Raw genomic sequence first — 18,808 nt, forward strand, 5'->3', positions numbered from 1 at the left:
GACAAGTTTCATTTCATTGAAAACAAGTGACCCCAGGGTTTAAAGCGTTCCATTCGGGAAACACCTTGTGTCATGTTAAAGCAGGAGCAAAGTAATGCCAAAGATGAAAACAAAGAGTGGTGCGGCGAAACGTTTTACGGTGAGAGCGGGTGGTACCGTGAAGCGCTCGCAGGCATTCAAGCGTCATATTCTTACCAAGAAAACGACGAAAAGCAAGCGCCAGTTGCGGGGTTCCGTGAACGTGCACTTCAGTGATGTGGCGTCTGTACGCGCCATGATGCCCTACGCATAGGAGGGGACTGATATGCCAAGAGTGAAACGTGGTGTAACAGCTCACGCCCGCCACAAGAAAATACTGGACCTGGCGAAAGGTTATCGGGGTCGCCGCAAGAACGTCTATCGCGTAGCGAAGGAAGCGGTGATGAAAGCGGGGCAATACGCCTATCGCGATCGCCGCCAGAAGAAACGCGAGTTTCGAGCCCTTTGGATCGCCCGCATCAACGCCGCTGCCAGGGAGTGCGGTTTGTCGTACAGCGTGTTCATGAACGGCCTGAAAAAGGCCGAGATCGAGGTTGATCGCAAGGTCCTGGCGGATCTGGCGGTATTCGACAAGCCGGCCTTTGCAAAAATAGCGGAACAGGCCAGGGCCAGTTTGGCCGTTTAGAGGCGTTTTTGCAAGCCCGGCGTGAACTCGGGGCTTTGTTCGCGTTTCCGGGATTAAAAGACTGGGAGGAGGCTAAAGGCAAAAACGCCTGGCCTCCTCTTTTCATATGCAGAGTCCAATTTGATCAAACTGTTATTTGAATGACTCACCTGGATCATCTTCTTACTGAAGCAATTGAGCTGTTCAATCGAACAGATGACATGGCCGAGCTGGAACAGGTCAAGGCGCGATATCTGGGCCGGCATGGGCAACTGACCGAACTGCTCAAGGGATTGGGCAAGATCCCCCCGGAAGAGCGTCCCGCGGTGGGAAGCCGTATCAATCAGGCTAAGGAGGCGCTGGAGGCAGCGCTGAACCGCCGCCGTGAGGCGATACAGGAAAAGAAGCTGGAAGAGCAGTTAATAGGGGAAAAGCTGGATGTCACTTTGCCGGGACGTGGAACGGGAATGGGTGGACTCCATCCCATCACGCTCGCGCTCGACCGGATTCAGTCGCTGTTTCATTCCATCGGATTCACGGTAGCTTCCGGCCCCGAGATCGAAACCGATTTTTATAATTTTACCGCGCTGAATATTCCGGAAAACCATCCCGCCCGCGCCATGCACGATACTTTCTATGTCGATGACGAAAACGGCGGCGCAGGCGAGCACCTGTTGCGCACCCACACGTCACCCGTTCAAATACGGTACATGGAAAGCAACCCCCCTCCCCTGAAGGTGATTGCGCCAGGGAGGGTTTACCGTTGCGATTCCGACCTGACGCATACTCCGATGTTTCATCAAGTGGAAGGTTTATGGATTGATGAAAGCGCCAACTTTTCGGCCTTGAAAGGCATCCTGTCTGATTTCATGCAGCATTTTTTCGAGCGCGACGATCTGCCGGTGCGTTTTCGCCCTTCTTTTTTCCCTTTTACCGAGCCTTCAGCCGAAATGGATATCGGCTGTGTAATGTGCAAAACCGGCTGTCGCGTATGCAGTTACACCGGGTGGCTGGAAGTGCTGGGCTGTGGAATGGTACATCCCAATGTCTTCAAGCATGTCAACATAGACAGCCAAAAGTATGTCGGCTTTGCTTTTGGTTTAGGCGTCGAGCGTCTGGCGATGCTGAGATATGGGGTAAACGACCTGCGACTGTTCTTCGAAAATGATTTGCGGTTCCTGAAACAGTTCAACTGAAACCTCAGATCAGGAATATAAAAAGAAAAAATATAAAAAATCCACACGAAAAATAATGCATGGTGACATGCGGCAGGATTCAGATCACTTAAGAGTGACTGCGGAGCGATCTTTGGTCGCAGGGTCAGTGTGTGAGAGTATTCAAAGCTGGATACAAGACCCAGGACGACGTTCATTTCTCCGCTGAACGGTAAAATTTATGAAATTTTCAGAAAACTGGCTGCGTACTTTTGTAAACCCTCCCTTATCGACGCGTGATCTTGCCCATGCGCTGACCATGGCAGGACTGGAAGTCGAGAGCGTCCAGCCGGTTGCGCCGGCCTTTGACAAGGTGGTGGTAGCGGAAGTGTTGTCCGTCCAGAAACATCCCGGTGCGGATCATCTGCAGGTTTGCGAGGTGAGAACCGAAGCAGATAATGCAGGAAATAATGCGCCCCTGCAGATTGTCTGCGGCGCCACCAATGTTCATGCTGGTATAAAAGTGCCATGCGCTCTTCCGGGAGCGCAATTGCCGGGTATGTTCATAAAGCAGACCAGGATACGCGGAGTCGAATCCACGGGAATGTTGTGTTCAGCCAAAGAACTAGGATTGGAGGATGCTTCGTCCGGTCTGCTGCTGCTTCCGTCCGATGCGCCAGTTGGAACAGATTTTCGCGCCTATTATGACCTCGAAGACAACCTTCTCGCTCTCAAACTCACGCCGAACCGCGGCGATTGCCTGGGGTTATCCGGCATAGCAAGAGAAGTGGCGGCAATTACTTCCCAAAATCTCCAAACCGCCGAAATTAAGCCTGTGCCAGCACAGATTGCCGAAACCCTGGCAATACATGTGGACGCGGCTGCCGCCTGTCCACTCTATTGTGGTCGGGTAGTACGCGGCATTTCTCTTGATGTCGCTACGCCGCAATGGATGGTGCAGCGACTGGAACGCGGCGGGTTGCGCGCTATCAACGCGGTGGTGGATGTGACCAATTATGTCATGCTGGAGACTGGTCAGCCCCTGCACGCTTTTGATCTTGCAAGGATACAGGGTGGCCTCGCCGGTTCCATTCATATCAGGTTCGCCAGACCGGGGGAAAGTATCGAATTGCTGAATGGCGAGAATCTTGTGCTGCAACCCGATATGCTGGTTATCGCAGATGAGGCCAAGCCGCTGGCGCTGGCCGGTATCATGGGCGGGAATGAAAGTGGAGTCACACCTGGGGCCATCGACTTGTTTCTGGAGAGCGCTTTTTTCAGCCCCGACGTTATCGCCGGCAAATCCTTCTCGCTCGGGTTCAGTTCGGATTCGGCCTATCGGTTCGAACGGGGCGTCGATTTTGGCGCCACACGTGCAGCAATGGAGCGCGCAACCAGCCTGATTCTGGATATCTGCGGGGGCAGGGCCGGACCAATTACTGAACTCCGCGGGAGTTTGCCAGCGCGTGACCCCATCCGCCTTGATCTGGAGCGAGTCGGACGAGTATTGGGCGTGGAACTGGATGAAGGCCACGTGGCGGAGCTGTTGCACCGACTGCAGTTCGGTTTTCTGAATACGGACTCGGTATTTTACGTGACGCCTCCAACTTACCGATTCGATCTTGCCATAGAAGAAGACCTGATCGAGGAGTTGGCGCGTATGTACGGATACAACCGTATAGCTGCGACCATGCCGCGAGCGAAACTCGACATACTTCCTGCGCCCGAAACCCGGCGAACGCGATCAAGCCTGCGACAAATTCTGGTGGGGCGGGATTACCAGGAAGTCATTAATTATGCTTTCGTCGAAACCTCGTGGGAAACGGAGTTGGCAGGCAACAGAACGCCTATCGCGTTGAAGAACCCTTTATCCAATCAATTGGCGGTGATGCGCAGCAGCCTTTTGGGGGGGCTCATCTCTAATCTCCAGTTCAATCTCAACCGTAAACAATCCAGGATTCGCCTGTTTGAAATCGGCGGTTGCTTCCAGAAAGATGGGCAGACCTACTCGCAACAGGAAAAGCTGGCAGGACTCTGCTATGGGGACGTCGTGGAGGAGCAGTGGGGCTTGCCTGCCCGCCCGGTGGATTTCTATGATGCAAAAGCCGATGTTGAGGCGCTGTTGTGGCCAGGAGAGCTTAGCGCCACTGCCGTGCGTCATCCAGCCCTGCATCCGGGCAAGTCCGCGGAGATTTCCATAAATGGTCGTATTGGCGGTTTTCTGGGGGAGCTTCATCCCCGCTGGCAACAGAAACTGGGTCTGCCGCGATCCGTCGTCCTATTCGAATTGAACATGGATATTCTGCTGGCGCGCATGCTGCCAAAGGCTTCCGAAATTTCCAAATATCCCCCGATCCGGCGCGATATCGCTGTGCTCGTGCCGAAGGATGTCAGCGTGCAGGCGATACTGGACAGCATGCGGAGCGAGAAATTATCCATCATTTCTGAAATTGCGCTCTTTGATGTATACCAGGGAAAAGGGGTGGAAAGCGACAAAAAAAGTCTTGCATTCCGTATGTTATTACAAGATACTGAAAAAACTTTAACTGACGCACAAGCTGATCAGGCAGTCGCAAAGCTGATAAGTGTTCTTGAAAACAGGTTTGGGGCAAGACTGCGCAGTTGACCGGAAGATAGAACACGATGTTTGAGAGTAATAAAAGTGAGAGGGAGACTATGACCTTAACAAAGGCCGAGCTGGCGGATTTACTCTTTGAAAAAGTCGGTTTCAACAAACGCGAAGCCAAGGACATGGTGGAGTCTTTTTACGAAGAAGTTCGCATTGCGCTGCAAAATGGCGACGGGGTCAAGCTATCGGGGTTCGGCAATTTCCAGTTACGCGACAAGCCCCAGCGTCCCGGCCGAAATCCCAAAACAGGTGAAGAAATTCCTATCACTGCCCGCAGGGTAGTTACTTTCCACGCAAGCCAGAAACTGAAGGCGATGGTTGAAAAGAATCAGCATGGCAAAGATAACGCCTGATACCCCGCTTACCCCTATTCCAGCCAAACGCTATTTCACGATTGGCGAAGTAAGCGAACTATGCGGTGTAAAGCCGCATGTATTGCGTTATTGGGAGCAGGAGTTTACGCAACTGAAACCAGTCAAGCGCCGAGGCAATCGGCGCTACTATCAACACCACGAAGTGCTGCTGATTCGCCGTATTCGGGAGTTGCTCTATGAGCAGGGCTTTACCATCCATGGCGCACGCGCCCGCCTGGGGCAGGGTTTCGTCAATCCCATGCCGGTTGCCTCACTTTCCTCATCTATCGATCTGGCATCGCTACGGAGCGAGATCCAGGATGTGCTGGGGTTGCTCCGCTCCTGAGCTCTCTCTTTTTTCAATTTCATGGACTGCAAGATGTTGGTAAAGCGCTGGCTGACATTCGACTGATGTCCGTTGAGGACTATCCGCAGGTTTCTAACCTTTCGGGTTTATTGTTATAATTCGCCACGTCGGGGCGTAGCGCAGCCTGGTAGCGTACTTGCATGGGGTGCAAGTGGTCGGAGGTTCAAATCCTCTCGCCCCGACCAGTCAAGCTTATCAACAAGTACTGTCATGCGCAGTGGGGTTGAGCGCATCTATCTTCCCTATAAGCTGAAACGATCACCTGGGGCATGTTCAAATGCGCATACTGCTCAGTAACGACGATGGGTATTTTGCGCCAGGTCTCTCTTGTCTTGCGGAAGCGCTTTCCGCCATTGCGGACGTCGTAGTCGTTGCCCCGGAGCGCGACCGAAGCGGCGCCAGCAATTCGCTTACGCTGGACCGGCCTCTCAGTCTTCGCAAATCCCACAACGGGTTCTATTACGTCAATGGCACGCCCACAGACTGCGTGCATCTGGCGGTTACAGGCATGCTCGATACCCTGCCTGACATGGTCGTATCCGGAATCAACGATGGCGCCAATATGGGGGATGACACCATTTATTCCGGGACGGTAGCGGCGGCTACTGAAGGCTTTTTACTTGGTGTACCTTCCCTTGCCATTTCACTCGCCGGTTTTTCGGCCGGAAATTTTCCTACTGCCGCGCGTGTCGCAACTGAAATAGTGCGTCGCTTTGAAACAGATAAACTTCATGGACCGGTGCTGCTGAACGTTAACGTGCCTGATATCCCGTACGATGAGTTGCAGGGCCTGGAGGTTACGCGGCTGGGGCGCCGACATAAAGCGGAACCCGTAGTAAAATATAAAACCCCACGCGGCGAGACAGTATATTGGGTGGGTGCGGCAGGACCCGCGCAGGATGCCGGAGAGGGAACAGATTTTCTCGCGATTCAGCGCAACCGCGTATCGGTGACCCCATTGCAGATCGACCTCACGCGGTATGGGCAGTTGGACGCGGTAAAGGAATGGCTGAACGGCCACGCTCTTGCCAGCACGCGGAGTTGAAGGCCAGGTGTTCAAGGCAGATCGGGATTGAACGTTCACCATTCCGGAATCGGCATGACTTCACAGCGCACACGGGCGCGCATGGTTGAGCGGCTGCGCACGCAGGGTGTCACGGATGAAGCAGTGCTCGCGGCCATGATTACCGTTCCTCGTCACATCTTTGTGGAGGAAGTACTGGCAAACCGTGCTTACGACGACGTCGCGTTGCCGATCAATTTCGAGCAGACGATTTCGAATCCGTTCACTGTGGCGAGAATGAGCCAGTTGCTGCGCGCAGGTTCCAATCCTGGCAAGGTGCTTGAGATTGGTACGGGTTCCGGCTATCAGACTGCGATACTGGCGCAATTCTCGCGGGAAGTCTATTCGGTCGAGCGAATCGGGCCTCTGCTGACGCGCACTCGCGGACGGTTAGGAGAGTTGCGCATCAACAATGTGCGCCTGAGGCATGCTGACGGTCTGCTTGGCCTTTCCGAGGCAGCGCCGTTTGACGGAATCATTCTCACGGCTGCAACACCACACATACCTCCAGCACTACTTGAACAATTAGCCATTCGTGGCAGAATGGTATTTCCCAGGGGAACCAGTGAGCAAGTTTTGTGCGTTATCGAACGCAACTTGCAAGGTTATACTGAGACAATACTGGACGAAGTCAAGTTTGTCCCAATGATACCGGGAATCTGGCAGCGTTAGGAAACTGCAACGATATCGAGCGAGGGAAACGAGACAACAATGAGTGCTACACGAATCAGGTATATGAGTCTGAGCAGTAATCTTTCCGGCCTTGACGAAGATCTTCCTCGCACATTTTTCGCGCAGCGATATGTTATCCCATACTGTCTGTCCCTCGCATTATGCTTGCTGATTGCAGGTTGTTCATCCACCCCTCGTCAGGGGCCAATGAGTAACAAGGCCGTGCCGGATCGGCAAAAAAATGCCGTTTCAACATATTCTCAGCCTCAACGACCTGGCGTGCATATCGTTCGCAAAGGAGACACGCTCTACAGCATTGCGACGAGCAACAATATTAATCCCAGGGATCTGGCGGCGTGGAACAACCTTCCTGATCCAGGCGCAATCCGGATTGGCCAGGAAATCTTTTTATCTCCCGAGGGGCCGGTAGCGGCCCAGCCAACCCTGTTCGCCATTCAGGAGTCCGCCCCATCTTCGTCCGTAGTAGCGCCAGCATCGCCGGCACAAATCAGACAAGACAGTATGTCGATGCCGGAAGCAAGACAACCGATCCCGGTGGGGAAGCTGAAAACAGAACCAAAAGCCCTCAAGCTGCCTTACTCGGAACAGGCCCTTGCGCAGGTGAAAAGCCGGGCGGATACAGCTCTGCCGGTAACGGTGGTAAAGGCCGCGCCGGCTATCGAAAAAACTATGCCTCCCGAAATCAGCACGATTTCCATCCCTCCGGCGGAAGCTGTCAGAAATAATGCTCATGGCGAATGGGTATGGCCCTCCAAAGGCAGGGTATCCGACCTCTTCTCGGAAAGCACCAAAGGCATCGATATCGTTGGAATGAGAGGACAAGCGGTAACCGCATCCGCAGGAGGGAAAGTGGTTTATAGCGGTGAGGGTCTGCGCGGGTACGGCAAACTGATCATTATCAAGCACAACGAAACCTATCTCAGCGCTTACGCACATAACAGCAAACTCCTCGTGAAGGAAGGGGAGACGGTGATCAAAGGACAGAAAATTGCTGAGATGGGAAGCACGGACGCTGGTCTTGTCAAGCTCCATTTCGAAATTCGAAAGAATGGCAAGCCGGTCGATCCTCTGAAATATTTACCGGGTATATCCGGATGAATCGAGGACGAGCTCATGATAAACCAGCAAGAATACACTGACGAGGAAGAACTCTTCGAGAAGGAGGATTCACTGGAGCAGGATGATGAGGTTGCCGGCACGCCCTCCAGAGCAGTAACGGACACATCCAACGACTTTCTATTGACCGATGTTACTCAAATCTATTTCAACGAGATTGGCCATAACGCTCTGCTGACCGCGAAGGAAGAAGCGGAATTGACTCGCCGCGTCAGACAGAACGATTTTGCCGCACGGCAGAAAATGATCGAGTGTAATTTGCGACTGGTGGTCAATATAGCAAAACATTACACTAATCATGGCGTCGCCCTGCTCGATCTGATAGAAGAAGGCAACATGGGGATGATGCACGCGCTTGATAAATTCGATCCCGAACGAGGGTTCCGTTTTTCGACCTATGCGACCTGGTGGATACGACAGAATATCGAGCGTTGCATCATGAATCAGTCGCGCACCATTCGTCTTCCGGTCCATGTCATCAAGGATTTGAACATCATATTGCAGGCTGCCCGCCACCTTGAAGCACATACAGGAAAAGAACCCAAAGCGGAGGATGTCGCCCACCTGCTGGGGCGGAGGGTCAAGGAAGTGCAAAGAATGTTGTCTTTGAACCAGAGCATGATGTCATTGGACGCGCCGCTCGATGTTGATCCATTGCTGTCGATCGGCGATGCAATTGCGGATGACCAGAGTCCCGGTCCCGACCTTATGTGGGAGCAGTCCGAGATAAAAGGTCGCGTACAGGATTGGTTAAACCGGTTAAATGATAAACAACGCTATATCATCGAGCAGCGCTACGGGCTCAACGGTTATGAAACCCAGACCTTGGAGCAACTGGCCGCAAGTCTCGATCTTACACGCGAACGCGTGCGCCAGATTCAACTGGAAGCGCTGCAAACCTTGCGTATGATACTGAGGTGCGAGGGCGTATCGAAGGACGGCGTATTTTGAGGAACCGCTGATCAGATCTTCCGTAGCGCGCGTTGCGCCACTGGGGGATTTATTCAGCGATTCCTTAAGTTTTCAACCTTTTGGAGTCTTCAACCCCCGGTACTCGACTCTGGTTTGATCGCTGCGGCGACAAACTTTCATTTCACAAGTCATTTCACCCATCTCGTTCGGTTTGGACTGTTTAAACTCTTTGGTTTAAACTTTGATTACCGAACTTATGACATTCATGCTTGTCTAAAGTAAAGGATATACTTGAGGTTTGGCTAGGGTTCGGCTTCGCTCCCAAACCATTTCCAAGTAAAGTAAGTAGTAAGTAAGGCTAAGTGTAAATCCCGCTTTCGAATATAAATCAGAGCTAAGTCCCGACATCGCCTTTTGCGATGAAATTCTCACTTTCCAAGATATATCACAATCACCGCCATGTCTGAACCACAATTTTTTGCCCCCGATCCGGGGTTGTGTACAGAAGAAGAGATTTCCTATCTAGTTCATACGTTTTATGCAACGGCCAGAAAAGATCCGCTACTCGGCCCGATCTTCGAGGCTCATGTTGCTGACTGGGACGCGCATTTCGTGCAGATGATCAATTTCTGGTCGATGAAGCTGCGGGGAACAAGCAGGTTTCGTGGCGCGCCCATGCCTAAGCACGTAGCCCTGCCCGGACTGAAGCCGGAATTATTCGAACGATGGCTTCAACTTTTTCACCAGACCACGAGCGAAATGGAAAATGCCGATTTACAGTTCAATGCGGATATGCTGGCGCGGCATATCGGCAGCAGGCTTTGGCTAAGGTATCAAATGGAGCGCTACCCCAACAGGCAGCTGGTGGAGCTCTGCGGAGCTTAGTCCCTACTCCGGGAGCCGCTAACAACGGATGTACGGTCGTCCCGACGAAATCAGAAGTGGTGATTGAGTTGAAGGGAAATGATGTGTGCGTTCGTGTTGAATGAGCCGCGTACTACCTGAAGCGATGGGTTCGGGAAGGTGGAGCGCTCGATCTCCGCTCCTTTGAAGAACACATGTGAATACCCCACGTCGATCGACGTTCGTTCGCCAAGTTTCTGGTTGAGGCCCACCGCTAACCAGAAACGATCGGAGTCCGGCAGGCGTACGGATCGATCCCTGGCGTTACGCACGGGGGCTTGGTCGTAGGCGAAACCGGCATGGAGTCGAAGGCGGTCCGTATACTGATATTGTGTACCAAGACCCACGCGGAAACTGTCTTCGAATCCCAGCCGTTCATCTGCGAGAATGGCGCCGGAAGCGCGATTCATGGCGACAATTGCCGGCACATGGCCCCAGCCTGTCCAGGTCAGGTCTGCAAGCAATCGCAATCGATCGCTCATCATGTGTGAAATTGCCAGCGACGCACTGTTTGGAAGCTCGAGAGCGACCGAAGCAGGAATGACAGTGCCAGGCGCGCTCAGGTTGCCGTCAACTTTCAAATCCACTGTCGATCTGTAAGTCAGCCCCATGCGCGTGGACGGTGAAAACCGGAACATGACGCCCAGGTTATAGCCAAAGCCTACATCATTCCCTTTCATCTTTGTTTCAACGTCTACCGGGAGGGGCAGCAGGGATGTTACGGGCACCATGCTGCGCAGATCCGCGTCAAACTTCACGATATTCAAGCCCGCGCCAATCGAGACATCCTCGCTCAGCTGCCAGGCAAAGCTCGGATTGAAATTAATCGCCAATATTTCAGAGAATCTTCCCTGGTAACGGCCGATAAAAGTCTTGTTCCATTCCGTGGAGTTGCCAAAGGTGGGGGATACTCCCAATCCGAGGCGGAAGGCAGAACCCAGCGACATGCTCCAGTAAACAGCGGGAACTACCGAAAGGCCTCCAGCCTGACCGCCATTATCACCCAAGGGATAGCTGAGGAAAGGACTGCTGCCTGTATCCTTGAATCTCAAGGAGCGGATGAGCAGGTTGCCCGCTCCGGAAACATGATGCCCGGGAGCAAGGTAGGTCATGCCAGCGGGATTGAAATAAATCGTGGATGCATCTTGCGCGACAGCCGCCGCGCCGGCATAGGCGTAGCCGTTTCCGGCTCCATTCTGGTTTTGCAGAGCGAATCCTGCCGCGACAGCGCCGTCGGCGACGAACATAGTTCCTGTCAACAGCAAAGGCATCAATAGTAATCTGGAGGGTTGCATGACTTGGGCCTGCTGATTTGAGAAGTTCTGTTACTACCGGTTATCGATGCTTGCACACGTAATCAAGCATAGTCGATATTTCGGTTCTTGTTAAAAATTCTGCCCTGAGCCAGCGCTGGGTAGGTATTCCTGTTTTCGGATATACTTGCTCTCATAAATATAATTTTTCTTGCAAGTGCATTGCGAAATAGAACTGAAAACTCTGCCTCCGTTTTTATCCGTATCATCAGCTCTATTTTGCGGGAGATGACCAGTATGTCAGGTATCAGGATGCGCTGACCTCTTGTCAAAGTTTCAGAGGAAAGCGCGGAACCGATCAAATTTTTATGTCACCACATGGGAGTGAAAACAATGAGCAATCAAAATACCGGTAGCGCCCCGTATGTTCTGCCACCTTTACCCTATGCGGATAACGCACTGGACCCCGTCATTTCGGCAAATACGCTTGGCTTTCACTACGGGAAACATCACAAGACATATGTCGACAATCTCAACAAGCTGGTTGCAGGTACGGATCTGGCGGATCTGTCTCTGGAGGAGATCATCACTTCCACGGCGGGCAAGGCAGACAAGGTAGGGATTTTCAATAACGCCGCCCAGGTGTGGAACCATACCTTTTACTGGAACAGTTTGTCGCCCAAGGGCGGGGGCGAGCCACCCACCTCGCTGAAGCAAAAAATCGAGACTGCTTTCGGCAGCGTGGAAGTGTGCAAAAAGGAACTGGCGACGGCAGCCACAACCCAGTTCGGCAGCGGATGGGCATGGCTGGTAAACGATGGCGACAAGCTGCAGGTGATAAAGACGGGTAACGCAGATCTGCCGCTCACAAAAGGAATGAAGCCGCTCTTAACGATCGATGTCTGGGAACACGCCTACTACCTTGATTACCAGAACCGACGCGCGGATTATGTCAATGCCGTGCTCGACAAGCTGATCAACTGGGGCTTTGCCGCTGACAACGATAAATAATACCGCGACCTGCTGATGTGACGATACCAATTTCAGAACAAGTCGAAATCATCAAGCGTGGTTGCAGCGAGCTTTTGCTGGAAGACGAGCTGGAGCAGAAGCTTGCCCTGAATCGTCCACTCAGAATCAAGGCTGGATTCGATCCTACAGCACCTGACTTGCATCTGGGTCATGCCGTTCTGCTGAATAAAATGCGCCATTTACAGGATTTAGGGCATCACGCCCTATTCCTGATTGGCGACTTCACAGGCATGATCGGCGATCCCAGTGGCAAGAATACGACGCGTCCTCCACTTTCCCGCGAGCAGGTAGCCGAGAATGCTAAATCCTACCAGGACCAGGTGTTCCGCATCCTTAAACGTGAGCAGACTGAGGTGGTATTCAATTCTGCATGGATGGATAAGCTGAATGCCGTCGATCTGATCAAACTGGCTGCAACTCATACGGTCGCGCGTATGCTGGAGCGGGACGATTTTGGCAAGCGTTACCAAAGCAACAAGCCCATTGCCATCCATGAATTTTTATACCCGCTGATTCAAGGCTATGATTCGGTCGCGCTCCACGCGGACATCGAGCTGGGAGGCACCGACCAGAAATTCAATTTGCTGATGGGACGGGAGTTGCAGAAACACTTCGGGCAAGCGCCGCAATGCGTTATCACAATGCCGCTTCTCGAAGGGCTGGACGGCGTCAATAAAATGTCCAAGTCAGCCGGCAACTACATCGGAATCACCGAGAGTCCGGGGAACATGTTCGGCAAGTTGATGTCTATTTCCGACGAATTGATGTGGCGGTATATTGAGTTGTTGTCGTTCGAGCCGTTGAGCGTCGTTCGTCAGTGGCAGCAGGATGTAAGGAACGGACGCAATCCTCGCGACATCAAGGTAACGTTTGCGCAGGAGATCGTTGCCCGCTTTCATAGCAGGCAGGATGCCGAGGTCGCTCTCGCCGATTTTGAATCACGCTTCAGGCGGGGAGGAATCCCGGATGATCTGCCGGAAAAGATACTGCAGGCCGGGAAAGAGGGACTGCCGATAGCCCAGTTGCTCAAACAAGCGGGCCTTACCGCCAGCACTACGGAAGCCTTGCGCATGATCGAGCAAGGTGGTGTAAAATTGAATGGCGAAAAGGTGAGCGACAAAACTTTCAGGCTGCCCTGTGGTCAAATGGTGGTAGTGCAGGTGGGCAAGCGGAAGTTTGCCAGAGTAACAATCTCCGAAGAAAAATAAAAAATTTATCAAAAACCCTTGACCGGGTGTCTGGCGTCTGTATAATGCCGCCTTTCGCTAGCTGACATTGGTTACAAAGTTTGTCAGCCAGCATCGCTCTTTAAAAATTTACAGCCGATAGGTGTGGGCACTTGAACGGGACATATGGCTGTTTCGTGTTTTTAGCGAAACAGCCAGTTCCAAGAGTCGAAGTGCTCGCACAACGTACCAAGGTTCTGATCATCCCGATCACTCGGGAGAAACAGAATCGAATAACGTCAAGCGAGAGTTTTACCAGTATTGAACTGAAGAGTTTGATCCTGGCTCAGATTGAACGCTGGCGGCATGCTTTACACATGCAAGTCGAACGGCAGCACGGGGGCAACCCTGGTGGCGAGTGGCGAACGGGTGAGTAATACATCGGAACGTATCCTTAAGTGGGGGATAACGCACCGAAAGGTGTGCTAATACCGCATAATCTCCGAGGAGAAAAGCAGGGGATCGCAAGACCTTGCGCTTTTGGAGCGGCCGATGTCTGATTAGCTAGTTGGTGAGGTAAAGGCTTACCAAGGCGTCGATCAGTAGCTGGTCTGAGAGGACGACCAGCCACACTGGGACTGAGACACGGCCCAGACTCCTACGGGAGGCAGCAGTGGGGAATTTTGGACAATGGGGGAAACCCTGATCCAGCCATGCCGCGTGAGTGAAGAAGGCCTTCGGGTTGTAAAGCTCTTTCAGCCGGAACGAAACGGTCACGGTTAATACCCGTGACTACTGACGGTACCGGAAGAAGAAGCACCGGCTAACTACGTGCCAGCAGCCGCGGTAATACGTAGGGTGCGAGCGTTAATCGGAATTACTGGGCGTAAAGCGTGCGCAGGCGGTTTTGTAAGTCAGATGTGAAATCCCCGGGCTTAACCTGGGAACTGCGTTTGAAACTACAAGGCTAGAGTGTGGCAGAGGGGGGTGGAATTCCACGTGTAGCAGTGAAATGCGTAGAGATGTGGAGGAACACCGATGGCGAAGGCAGCCCCCTGGGTTAACACTGACGCTCAGGCACGAAAGCGTGGGGAGCAAACAGGATTAGATACCCTGGTAGTCCACGCCCTAAACGATGTCAACTAGTTGTCGGGTCTTAACGGACTTGGTAACGCAGCTAACGCGTGAAGTTGACCGCCTGGGGAGTACGGTCGCAAGATTAAAACTCAAAGGAATTGACGGGGACCCGCACAAGCGGTGGATTATGTGGATTAATTCGATGCAACGCGAAAAACCTTACCTACCCTTGACATGTGCCGAAGTCCGCCGAGAGGTGGATGTGCCCGAAAGGGAACGGCAACACAGGTGCTGCATGGCTGTCGTCAGCTCGTGTCGTGAGATGTTGGGTTAAGTCCCGCAACGAGCGCAACCCTTGTCATTAATTGCCATCATTCAGTTGGGCACTTTAATGAAACTGCCGGTGACAAACCGGAGGAAGGTGGGGATGACGTCAAGTCCTCATGGCCCTTATGGGTAGGGCTTCACACGTAATACAATGGCGCGTACAGAGGGTTGCCAACCCGCGAGGGGGAGCTAATCTCAGAAAGCGCGTCGTAGTCCGGATCGGAGTCTGCAACTCGACTCCGTGAAGTCGGAATCGCTAGTAATCGCGGATCAGCATGTCGCGGTGAATACGTTCCCGGGTCTTGTACACACCGCCCGTCACACCATGGGAGTGGGTTTCACCAGAAGCAGGTAGTCTAACCGCAAGGAGGGCGCCTGCCACGGTGAGATTCATGACTGGGGTGAAGTCGTAACAAGGTAGCCGTAGGGGAACCTGCGGCTGGATCACCTCCTTTCTAGAGAAATTCCCGTTTGAGTGCCCACAACCTATCGGTTGTTTAGAAAAGCAAGGCTAGGGGGATAAGGAAATAGGCTTGAGAACCACAAAAGGCCATCTCTTTGTTTCCAGGCTCTGTTCAGGGTCTGTAGCTCAGTTGGTTAGAGCACACGCTTGATAAGCGTGGGGTCGGTGGTTCAAGTCCACCCAGACCCACCAACTAAAAGGGGGTGTAGCTCAGATGGGAGAGCACCTGCTTTGCAAGCAGGGGGTCATCGGTTCGATCCCGTTCACCTCCACCAATCAGAAAAGCAATTATCTAAATTATCTAATTAGAAGCCAGAAGTAAACGGAAGGGTTTACTTCTGGTTTTTAACCAGCGGCTGTATTTCGGGAGCATTCGGGTTTTCGAGGGTGTTTTATTCAACCCTGAATTCCTTGTATTTAGTTCCCGACGTTCTTTAACAATCTGGAAGAAGTAAATATTCCGTATCGAAGGATACGTTGCCCGACGGATATATTGTCTTTAAGGCTGCGTTTTTCCGAGAAACGGAATAATGGGTTAGATTGTATCGACGTATCGTATTTTTAGTCGGATGCGATGCGAAGCAAACACCTGTAACCGCGGTTTGGAAGATGAAGAGGAGTTGGTTTTTCAACGACATCCGATTCGGCTTCTAAAGCCCTTAAGGTTATAGGATCAAGCGAATAAGTGCATGTGGTGGATGCCTTGGCGATTACAGGCGATGAAGGACGTGGAAGCCTGCGAAAAGCTTCGGGGAGCTGGCAAACAAGCTTTGATCCGGAGATGTCCGAATGGGGAAACCCGGCCCGCAAGGGTCAACCTTGGCTGAATATATAGGCCAAGCGTGGCGAACCTGGTGAACTGAAACATCTAAGTAGCCAGAGGAAAAGAAATCAACCGAGATTCCCAGAGTAGTGGCGAGCGAAATGGGAGCAGCCTCCAATTTTTAGCACTCGAACTAGTCGAACCGTCTGGAAAGTCGGGCCATAGTGGGTGATAGCCCCGTAGGCGAAAGTTTGAGTGTGGAACTAGGATTGGGACAAGTAGGGCGGGACACGTGAAATCCTGTCTGAATATGGGGGGACCATCCTCCAAGGCTAAATACTCGTAATCGACCGATAGTGAACCAGTACCGTGAGGGAAAGGCGAAAAGAACCCCGGGAGGGGAGTGAAATAGATCCTGAAACCGCATGCATACAAACAGTGGGAGCGGACTTGTTCCGTGACTGCGTACCTTTTGTATAATGGGTCAGCGACTTACATTCAGTAGCGAGCTTAACCGAATAGGGGAGGCACAGCGAAAGCGAGTCTTAATAGGGCGATTAGTTGCTGGGTGTAGACCCGAAACCAGATGATCTACTCATGGCCAGGATGAAGCGGGGGTAACACCTCGTGGAGGTCCGAACCCACTAATGTTGAAAAATTAGGGGATGAGCTGTGGGTAGGGGTGAAAGGCTAAACAAATCTGGAAATAGCTGGTTCTCTCCGAAAACTATTTAGGTAGTGCCTCACGTATCACCTTCGGGGGTAGAGCACTGTTATGGCTAGGGGGCCGTTTAGGCCTACCAAACCATGGCAAACTCCGAATACCGAAGAGTGCGAGCGTGGGAGACAGACATCGGGTGCTAACGTCCGGTGTCGAGAGGGAAACAACCCAGACCCTCAGCTAAGGTCCCAAAGACACAGTTAAGTGGCAAACGAAGTGGGAAGGCTAAAACAGTCAGGAGGTTGGCTTAGAAGCAGCCATCCTTTAAAGAAAGCGTAATAGCTCACTGATCGAGTCGTCCTGCGCGGAAGATGTAACGGGGCTCAAACTGTGCACCGAAGCTAGGGATCTACACGCAAGTGTAGATGGTAGGAGAGCGTTCCGTAGGCCTGCGAAGGTGGCTTGAGAAGGCTGCTGGAGGTATCGGAAGTGCGAATGCTGACATGAGTAGCGATAAAGGGAGTGAAAGGCTCCCTCGCCGTAAGCCCAAGGTTTCCTGCGCAACGTTCATCGGCGCAGGGTGAGTCGGCCCCTAAGGTGAGGCAGAAATGCGTAGCTGATGGGAAACTGGTTAATATTCCAGTACCTTTGTTCAATGCGATGTGGGGACGGAGAAGGTTAGCTCGGCCGGGTGTTGGATGTCCCGGTTGAAGCGTGTAGACGTGCTGCTTAGGCAAATCCGGGCGGCTTAGTTGAGGCGTGATAACGAAACACCCTTCGGGGTGCCAAGTGAGTGATACCCTGCTTCCAGGAAAAGCCACTAAGCTTCAGTTGAACGAAGACCGTACCGAAAACCGACACAGGTGGGCGGGATGAAAATTCCAAGGCGCTTGAGAGAACTCAGGAGAAGGAACTCGGCAAATTGACACCGTAACTTCGGGATAAGGTGTGCCCTCGGTACGTGTAGCGCCTCGCGCGTGAAGCGGAAGGGGGTTGCAAAAAAATGGTGGCTGCGACTGTTTAATAAAAACACAGCACTCTGCAAACACGAAAGTGGACGTATAGAGTGTGACGCCTGCCCGGTGCCGGAAGGTTAAGTGATGGGGTGCAAGCTCTTGATCGAAGCCCCGGTAAACGGCGGCCGTAACTATAACGGTCCTAAGGTAGCGAAATTCCTTGTCGGGTAAGTTCCGACCTGCACGAATGGCGTAACGATGGCCACACTGTCTCCTCCTGAGACTCAGCGAAGTTGAAATGTTTGTGAAGATGCAATCTCCCCGCGGCTAGACGGAAAGACCCCGTGCACCTTTACTGTAGCTTTACATTGGACCTTGACAACATCTGTGTAGGATAGGTGGGAGGCATTGAAGTGGGCTCGCTAGAGCTCATGGAGCCAACCTTGAAATACCACCCTGGTGTTGTTGGGGTTCTAACCTGGGTCCATTATCTGGATCGGGGACCGTGTATGGTAGGCAGTTTGACTGGGGCGGTCTCCTCCCAAAGTGTAACGGAGGAGTACGAAGGTACGCTAGGTACGGTCGGAAATCGTGCTGATAGTGCAATGGCAAAAGCGTGCTTGACTGCGAGACTGACAAGTCGAGCAGATGCGAAAGCAGGTCATAGTGATCCGGTGGTTCTGTATGGAAGGGCCATCGCTCAACGGATAAAAGGTACGCCGGGGATAACAGGCTGATTCCTCCCAAGAGTTCATATCGACGGGGGAGTTTGGCACCTCGATGTCGGCTCATCACATCCTGGGGCTGTAGCCGGTCCCAAGGGTATGGCTGTTCGCCATTTAAAGTGGTACGTGAGCTGGGTTTAAAACGTCGTGAGACAGTTTGGTCCCTATCTGCCGTGGGCGTTGGAAGTTTGAGAGGACCTGCTCCTAGTACGAGAGGACCGGAGTGGACGCACCTCTGGTGTACCGGTTATGACGCCAGTCGTATCGCCGGGTAGCTAAGTGTGGAAGAGATAACCGCTGAAAGCATCTAAGCGGGAAACTCGCCTCAAGATGAGACTTCCCGGGGGTTAAACCCCCCTAAAGGTTCGTCGAAGACTACGACGTTGATAGGTCGGGTGTGGAAGCGCAGTAATGCGTTAAGCTAACCGATACTAATTGACCGTGCGGCTTGATCCTATAACCTTAAGCAATAACAAGGTGTTTATCAGATACAATCATCCCATTTACTTCTTCAAGATTGCGGTTTTCGATAGAAGCCAGAGTTTCTCACTG

General features: G+C 52.5%; 14 protein-coding genes, 3 tRNA genes and 2 rRNA genes. 18 read left to right on the plus strand and 1 reads right to left on the minus strand.

Annotation, left to right across the window (positions count from 1 at the left end; all coding sequences use genetic code 11):
* Positions 1 to 94: 94 nt before the first annotated feature.
* The 12 genes from rpmI to ACZ5BW_RS02490 all read left to right on the plus strand — a co-directional run bounded on the left by rpmI (position 95) and on the right by ACZ5BW_RS02490 (position 9,815).
* Entirely contained in the window at positions 95 to 292 is a 198-nt protein-coding gene (gene rpmI, locus ACZ5BW_RS02435) for a 50S ribosomal protein L35 (protein WP_011379851.1), read from the plus strand.
* A 12-nt stretch (positions 293 to 304) separates the two neighbouring features.
* On the plus strand, positions 305 to 664 hold the full coding sequence (rplT, locus tag ACZ5BW_RS02440; protein WP_107760871.1) for a 50S ribosomal protein L20: 360 nt from the start codon (positions 305 to 307) through the stop codon (positions 662 to 664).
* Positions 665 to 804: 140 nt separating this feature from the next.
* Positions 805 to 1,839, plus strand: coding sequence for a phenylalanine--tRNA ligase subunit alpha (pheS, locus tag ACZ5BW_RS02445; RefSeq protein ID WP_464542187.1), 1,035 nt, complete (start codon positions 805 to 807; stop codon positions 1,837 to 1,839).
* Positions 1,840 to 2,038: 199 nt separating this feature from the next.
* The gene (pheT, locus tag ACZ5BW_RS02450; protein WP_464542189.1) at positions 2,039 to 4,423 is read left to right on the plus strand and encodes a phenylalanine--tRNA ligase subunit beta; all 2,385 of its coding nucleotides are present in this window, start codon (positions 2,039 to 2,041) and stop codon (positions 4,421 to 4,423) included.
* A gap of 50 nt (positions 4,424 to 4,473) precedes the next feature.
* Positions 4,474 to 4,779, plus strand: coding sequence for an integration host factor subunit alpha (locus ACZ5BW_RS02455; protein WP_011379855.1), 306 nt, complete (start codon positions 4,474 to 4,476; stop codon positions 4,777 to 4,779).
* Positions 4,760 to 5,125 carry a MerR family transcriptional regulator gene (locus tag ACZ5BW_RS02460; protein WP_107760865.1) on the plus strand — a complete coding sequence of 122 codons (366 nt, stop codon included), beginning with the start codon at positions 4,760 to 4,762 and terminating at the stop codon, positions 5,123 to 5,125. The genes ACZ5BW_RS02455 and ACZ5BW_RS02460 overlap by 20 nt, the downstream gene beginning before the upstream one ends.
* Positions 5,126 to 5,254: 129 nt before the next feature.
* A tRNA-Pro gene (locus ACZ5BW_RS02465) sits at positions 5,255 to 5,331 on the plus strand.
* A 92-nt stretch (positions 5,332 to 5,423) separates the two neighbouring features.
* Complete coding sequence (surE, locus tag ACZ5BW_RS02470) at positions 5,424 to 6,191, plus strand: 5'/3'-nucleotidase SurE (protein WP_464542192.1); 768 nt, start codon at positions 5,424 to 5,426, stop codon at positions 6,189 to 6,191.
* 27 nt (positions 6,192 to 6,218) lie between these two features.
* Complete coding sequence (locus ACZ5BW_RS02475) at positions 6,219 to 6,881, plus strand: protein-L-isoaspartate(D-aspartate) O-methyltransferase (protein ID WP_464542194.1); 663 nt, start codon at positions 6,219 to 6,221, stop codon at positions 6,879 to 6,881.
* A gap of 207 nt (positions 6,882 to 7,088) precedes the next feature.
* A complete protein-coding gene (locus ACZ5BW_RS02480; protein WP_464542196.1) occupies positions 7,089 to 8,000 on the plus strand; it encodes a peptidoglycan DD-metalloendopeptidase family protein in 912 nt (303 codons plus the stop codon).
* A 15-nt stretch (positions 8,001 to 8,015) separates the two neighbouring features.
* The gene (gene rpoS / locus ACZ5BW_RS02485) at positions 8,016 to 8,969 is read left to right on the plus strand and encodes an RNA polymerase sigma factor RpoS (protein WP_464542198.1); all 954 of its coding nucleotides are present in this window, start codon (positions 8,016 to 8,018) and stop codon (positions 8,967 to 8,969) included.
* Positions 8,970 to 9,389: 420 nt separating this feature from the next.
* The gene (locus ACZ5BW_RS02490) at positions 9,390 to 9,815 is read left to right on the plus strand and encodes a group III truncated hemoglobin (RefSeq protein ID WP_464542200.1); all 426 of its coding nucleotides are present in this window, start codon (positions 9,390 to 9,392) and stop codon (positions 9,813 to 9,815) included.
* A gap of 50 nt (positions 9,816 to 9,865) precedes the next feature.
* Here ACZ5BW_RS02490 and ACZ5BW_RS02495 read toward each other — a convergent pair whose 3' ends face one another.
* Entirely contained in the window at positions 9,866 to 11,128 is a 1,263-nt protein-coding gene (locus ACZ5BW_RS02495) for an OmpP1/FadL family transporter (RefSeq protein WP_464542202.1), read from the minus strand.
* Between the two features lie 351 nt (positions 11,129 to 11,479).
* Between ACZ5BW_RS02495 and ACZ5BW_RS02500 the strand changes: the two genes are divergently transcribed.
* The 6 genes from ACZ5BW_RS02500 to ACZ5BW_RS02525 all read left to right on the plus strand — a co-directional run bounded on the left by ACZ5BW_RS02500 (position 11,480) and on the right by ACZ5BW_RS02525 (position 18,712).
* Positions 11,480 to 12,097 (plus strand): superoxide dismutase, encoded by a 618-nt coding sequence (locus ACZ5BW_RS02500; RefSeq protein ID WP_464542204.1) that lies wholly within the window; start codon positions 11,480 to 11,482, stop codon positions 12,095 to 12,097.
* Between the two features lie 17 nt (positions 12,098 to 12,114).
* The gene (gene tyrS / locus ACZ5BW_RS02505; RefSeq protein WP_464542206.1) at positions 12,115 to 13,326 is read left to right on the plus strand and encodes a tyrosine--tRNA ligase; all 1,212 of its coding nucleotides are present in this window, start codon (positions 12,115 to 12,117) and stop codon (positions 13,324 to 13,326) included.
* A 281-nt stretch (positions 13,327 to 13,607) separates the two neighbouring features.
* A 16S ribosomal RNA gene (locus ACZ5BW_RS02510) occupies positions 13,608 to 15,143 on the plus strand.
* A gap of 123 nt (positions 15,144 to 15,266) precedes the next feature.
* Positions 15,267 to 15,343, plus strand: a tRNA-Ile gene (locus tag ACZ5BW_RS02515).
* Positions 15,344 to 15,350: 7 nt separating this feature from the next.
* Positions 15,351 to 15,426: transfer RNA gene (locus ACZ5BW_RS02520), tRNA-Ala, on the plus strand.
* A gap of 396 nt (positions 15,427 to 15,822) precedes the next feature.
* A 23S ribosomal RNA gene (locus ACZ5BW_RS02525) occupies positions 15,823 to 18,712 on the plus strand.
* Together the 16S and 23S rRNA genes with 2 tRNA genes alongside form the textbook arrangement of a ribosomal RNA operon.
* The last annotated feature ends 96 nt before the right edge of the window (positions 18,713 to 18,808 follow it).

It is taken from the genome of Nitrosospira sp. TNL300 (genome assembly GCF_055385915.1).

Bases quoted from the DNA above. Each gene is read 5' to 3' on its own strand.
- ACZ5BW_RS02480 (WP_464542196.1), top strand. From the start codon at position 7,089: ATGAGTAACAAGGCCGTGCCGGATCGGCAAAAAAATGCCGTTTCAACA.
- ACZ5BW_RS02500 (WP_464542204.1), top strand. From the start codon at position 11,480: ATGAGCAATCAAAATACCGGTAGCGCCCCGTATGTTCTGCCACCTTTA.
- rpoS (WP_464542198.1), top strand. From the start codon at position 8,016: ATGATAAACCAGCAAGAATACACTGACGAGGAAGAACTCTTCGAGAAG.
- surE (WP_464542192.1), top strand. From the start codon at position 5,424: ATGCGCATACTGCTCAGTAACGACGATGGGTATTTTGCGCCAGGTCTC.
- pheT (WP_464542189.1), top strand. From the start codon at position 2,039: ATGAAATTTTCAGAAAACTGGCTGCGTACTTTTGTAAACCCTCCCTTA.
- rpmI (WP_011379851.1), top strand. From the start codon at position 95: ATGCCAAAGATGAAAACAAAGAGTGGTGCGGCGAAACGTTTTACGGTG.
- ACZ5BW_RS02455 (WP_011379855.1), top strand. From the start codon at position 4,474: ATGACCTTAACAAAGGCCGAGCTGGCGGATTTACTCTTTGAAAAAGTC.
- ACZ5BW_RS02460 (WP_107760865.1), top strand. From the start codon at position 4,760: ATGGCAAAGATAACGCCTGATACCCCGCTTACCCCTATTCCAGCCAAA.
- pheS (WP_464542187.1), top strand. From the start codon at position 805: ATGACTCACCTGGATCATCTTCTTACTGAAGCAATTGAGCTGTTCAAT.
- rplT (WP_107760871.1), top strand. From the start codon at position 305: ATGCCAAGAGTGAAACGTGGTGTAACAGCTCACGCCCGCCACAAGAAA.
- ACZ5BW_RS02490 (WP_464542200.1), top strand. From the start codon at position 9,390: ATGTCTGAACCACAATTTTTTGCCCCCGATCCGGGGTTGTGTACAGAA.
- ACZ5BW_RS02495 (WP_464542202.1), bottom strand. From the start codon at position 11,128: ATGCAACCCTCCAGATTACTATTGATGCCTTTGCTGTTGACAGGAACT.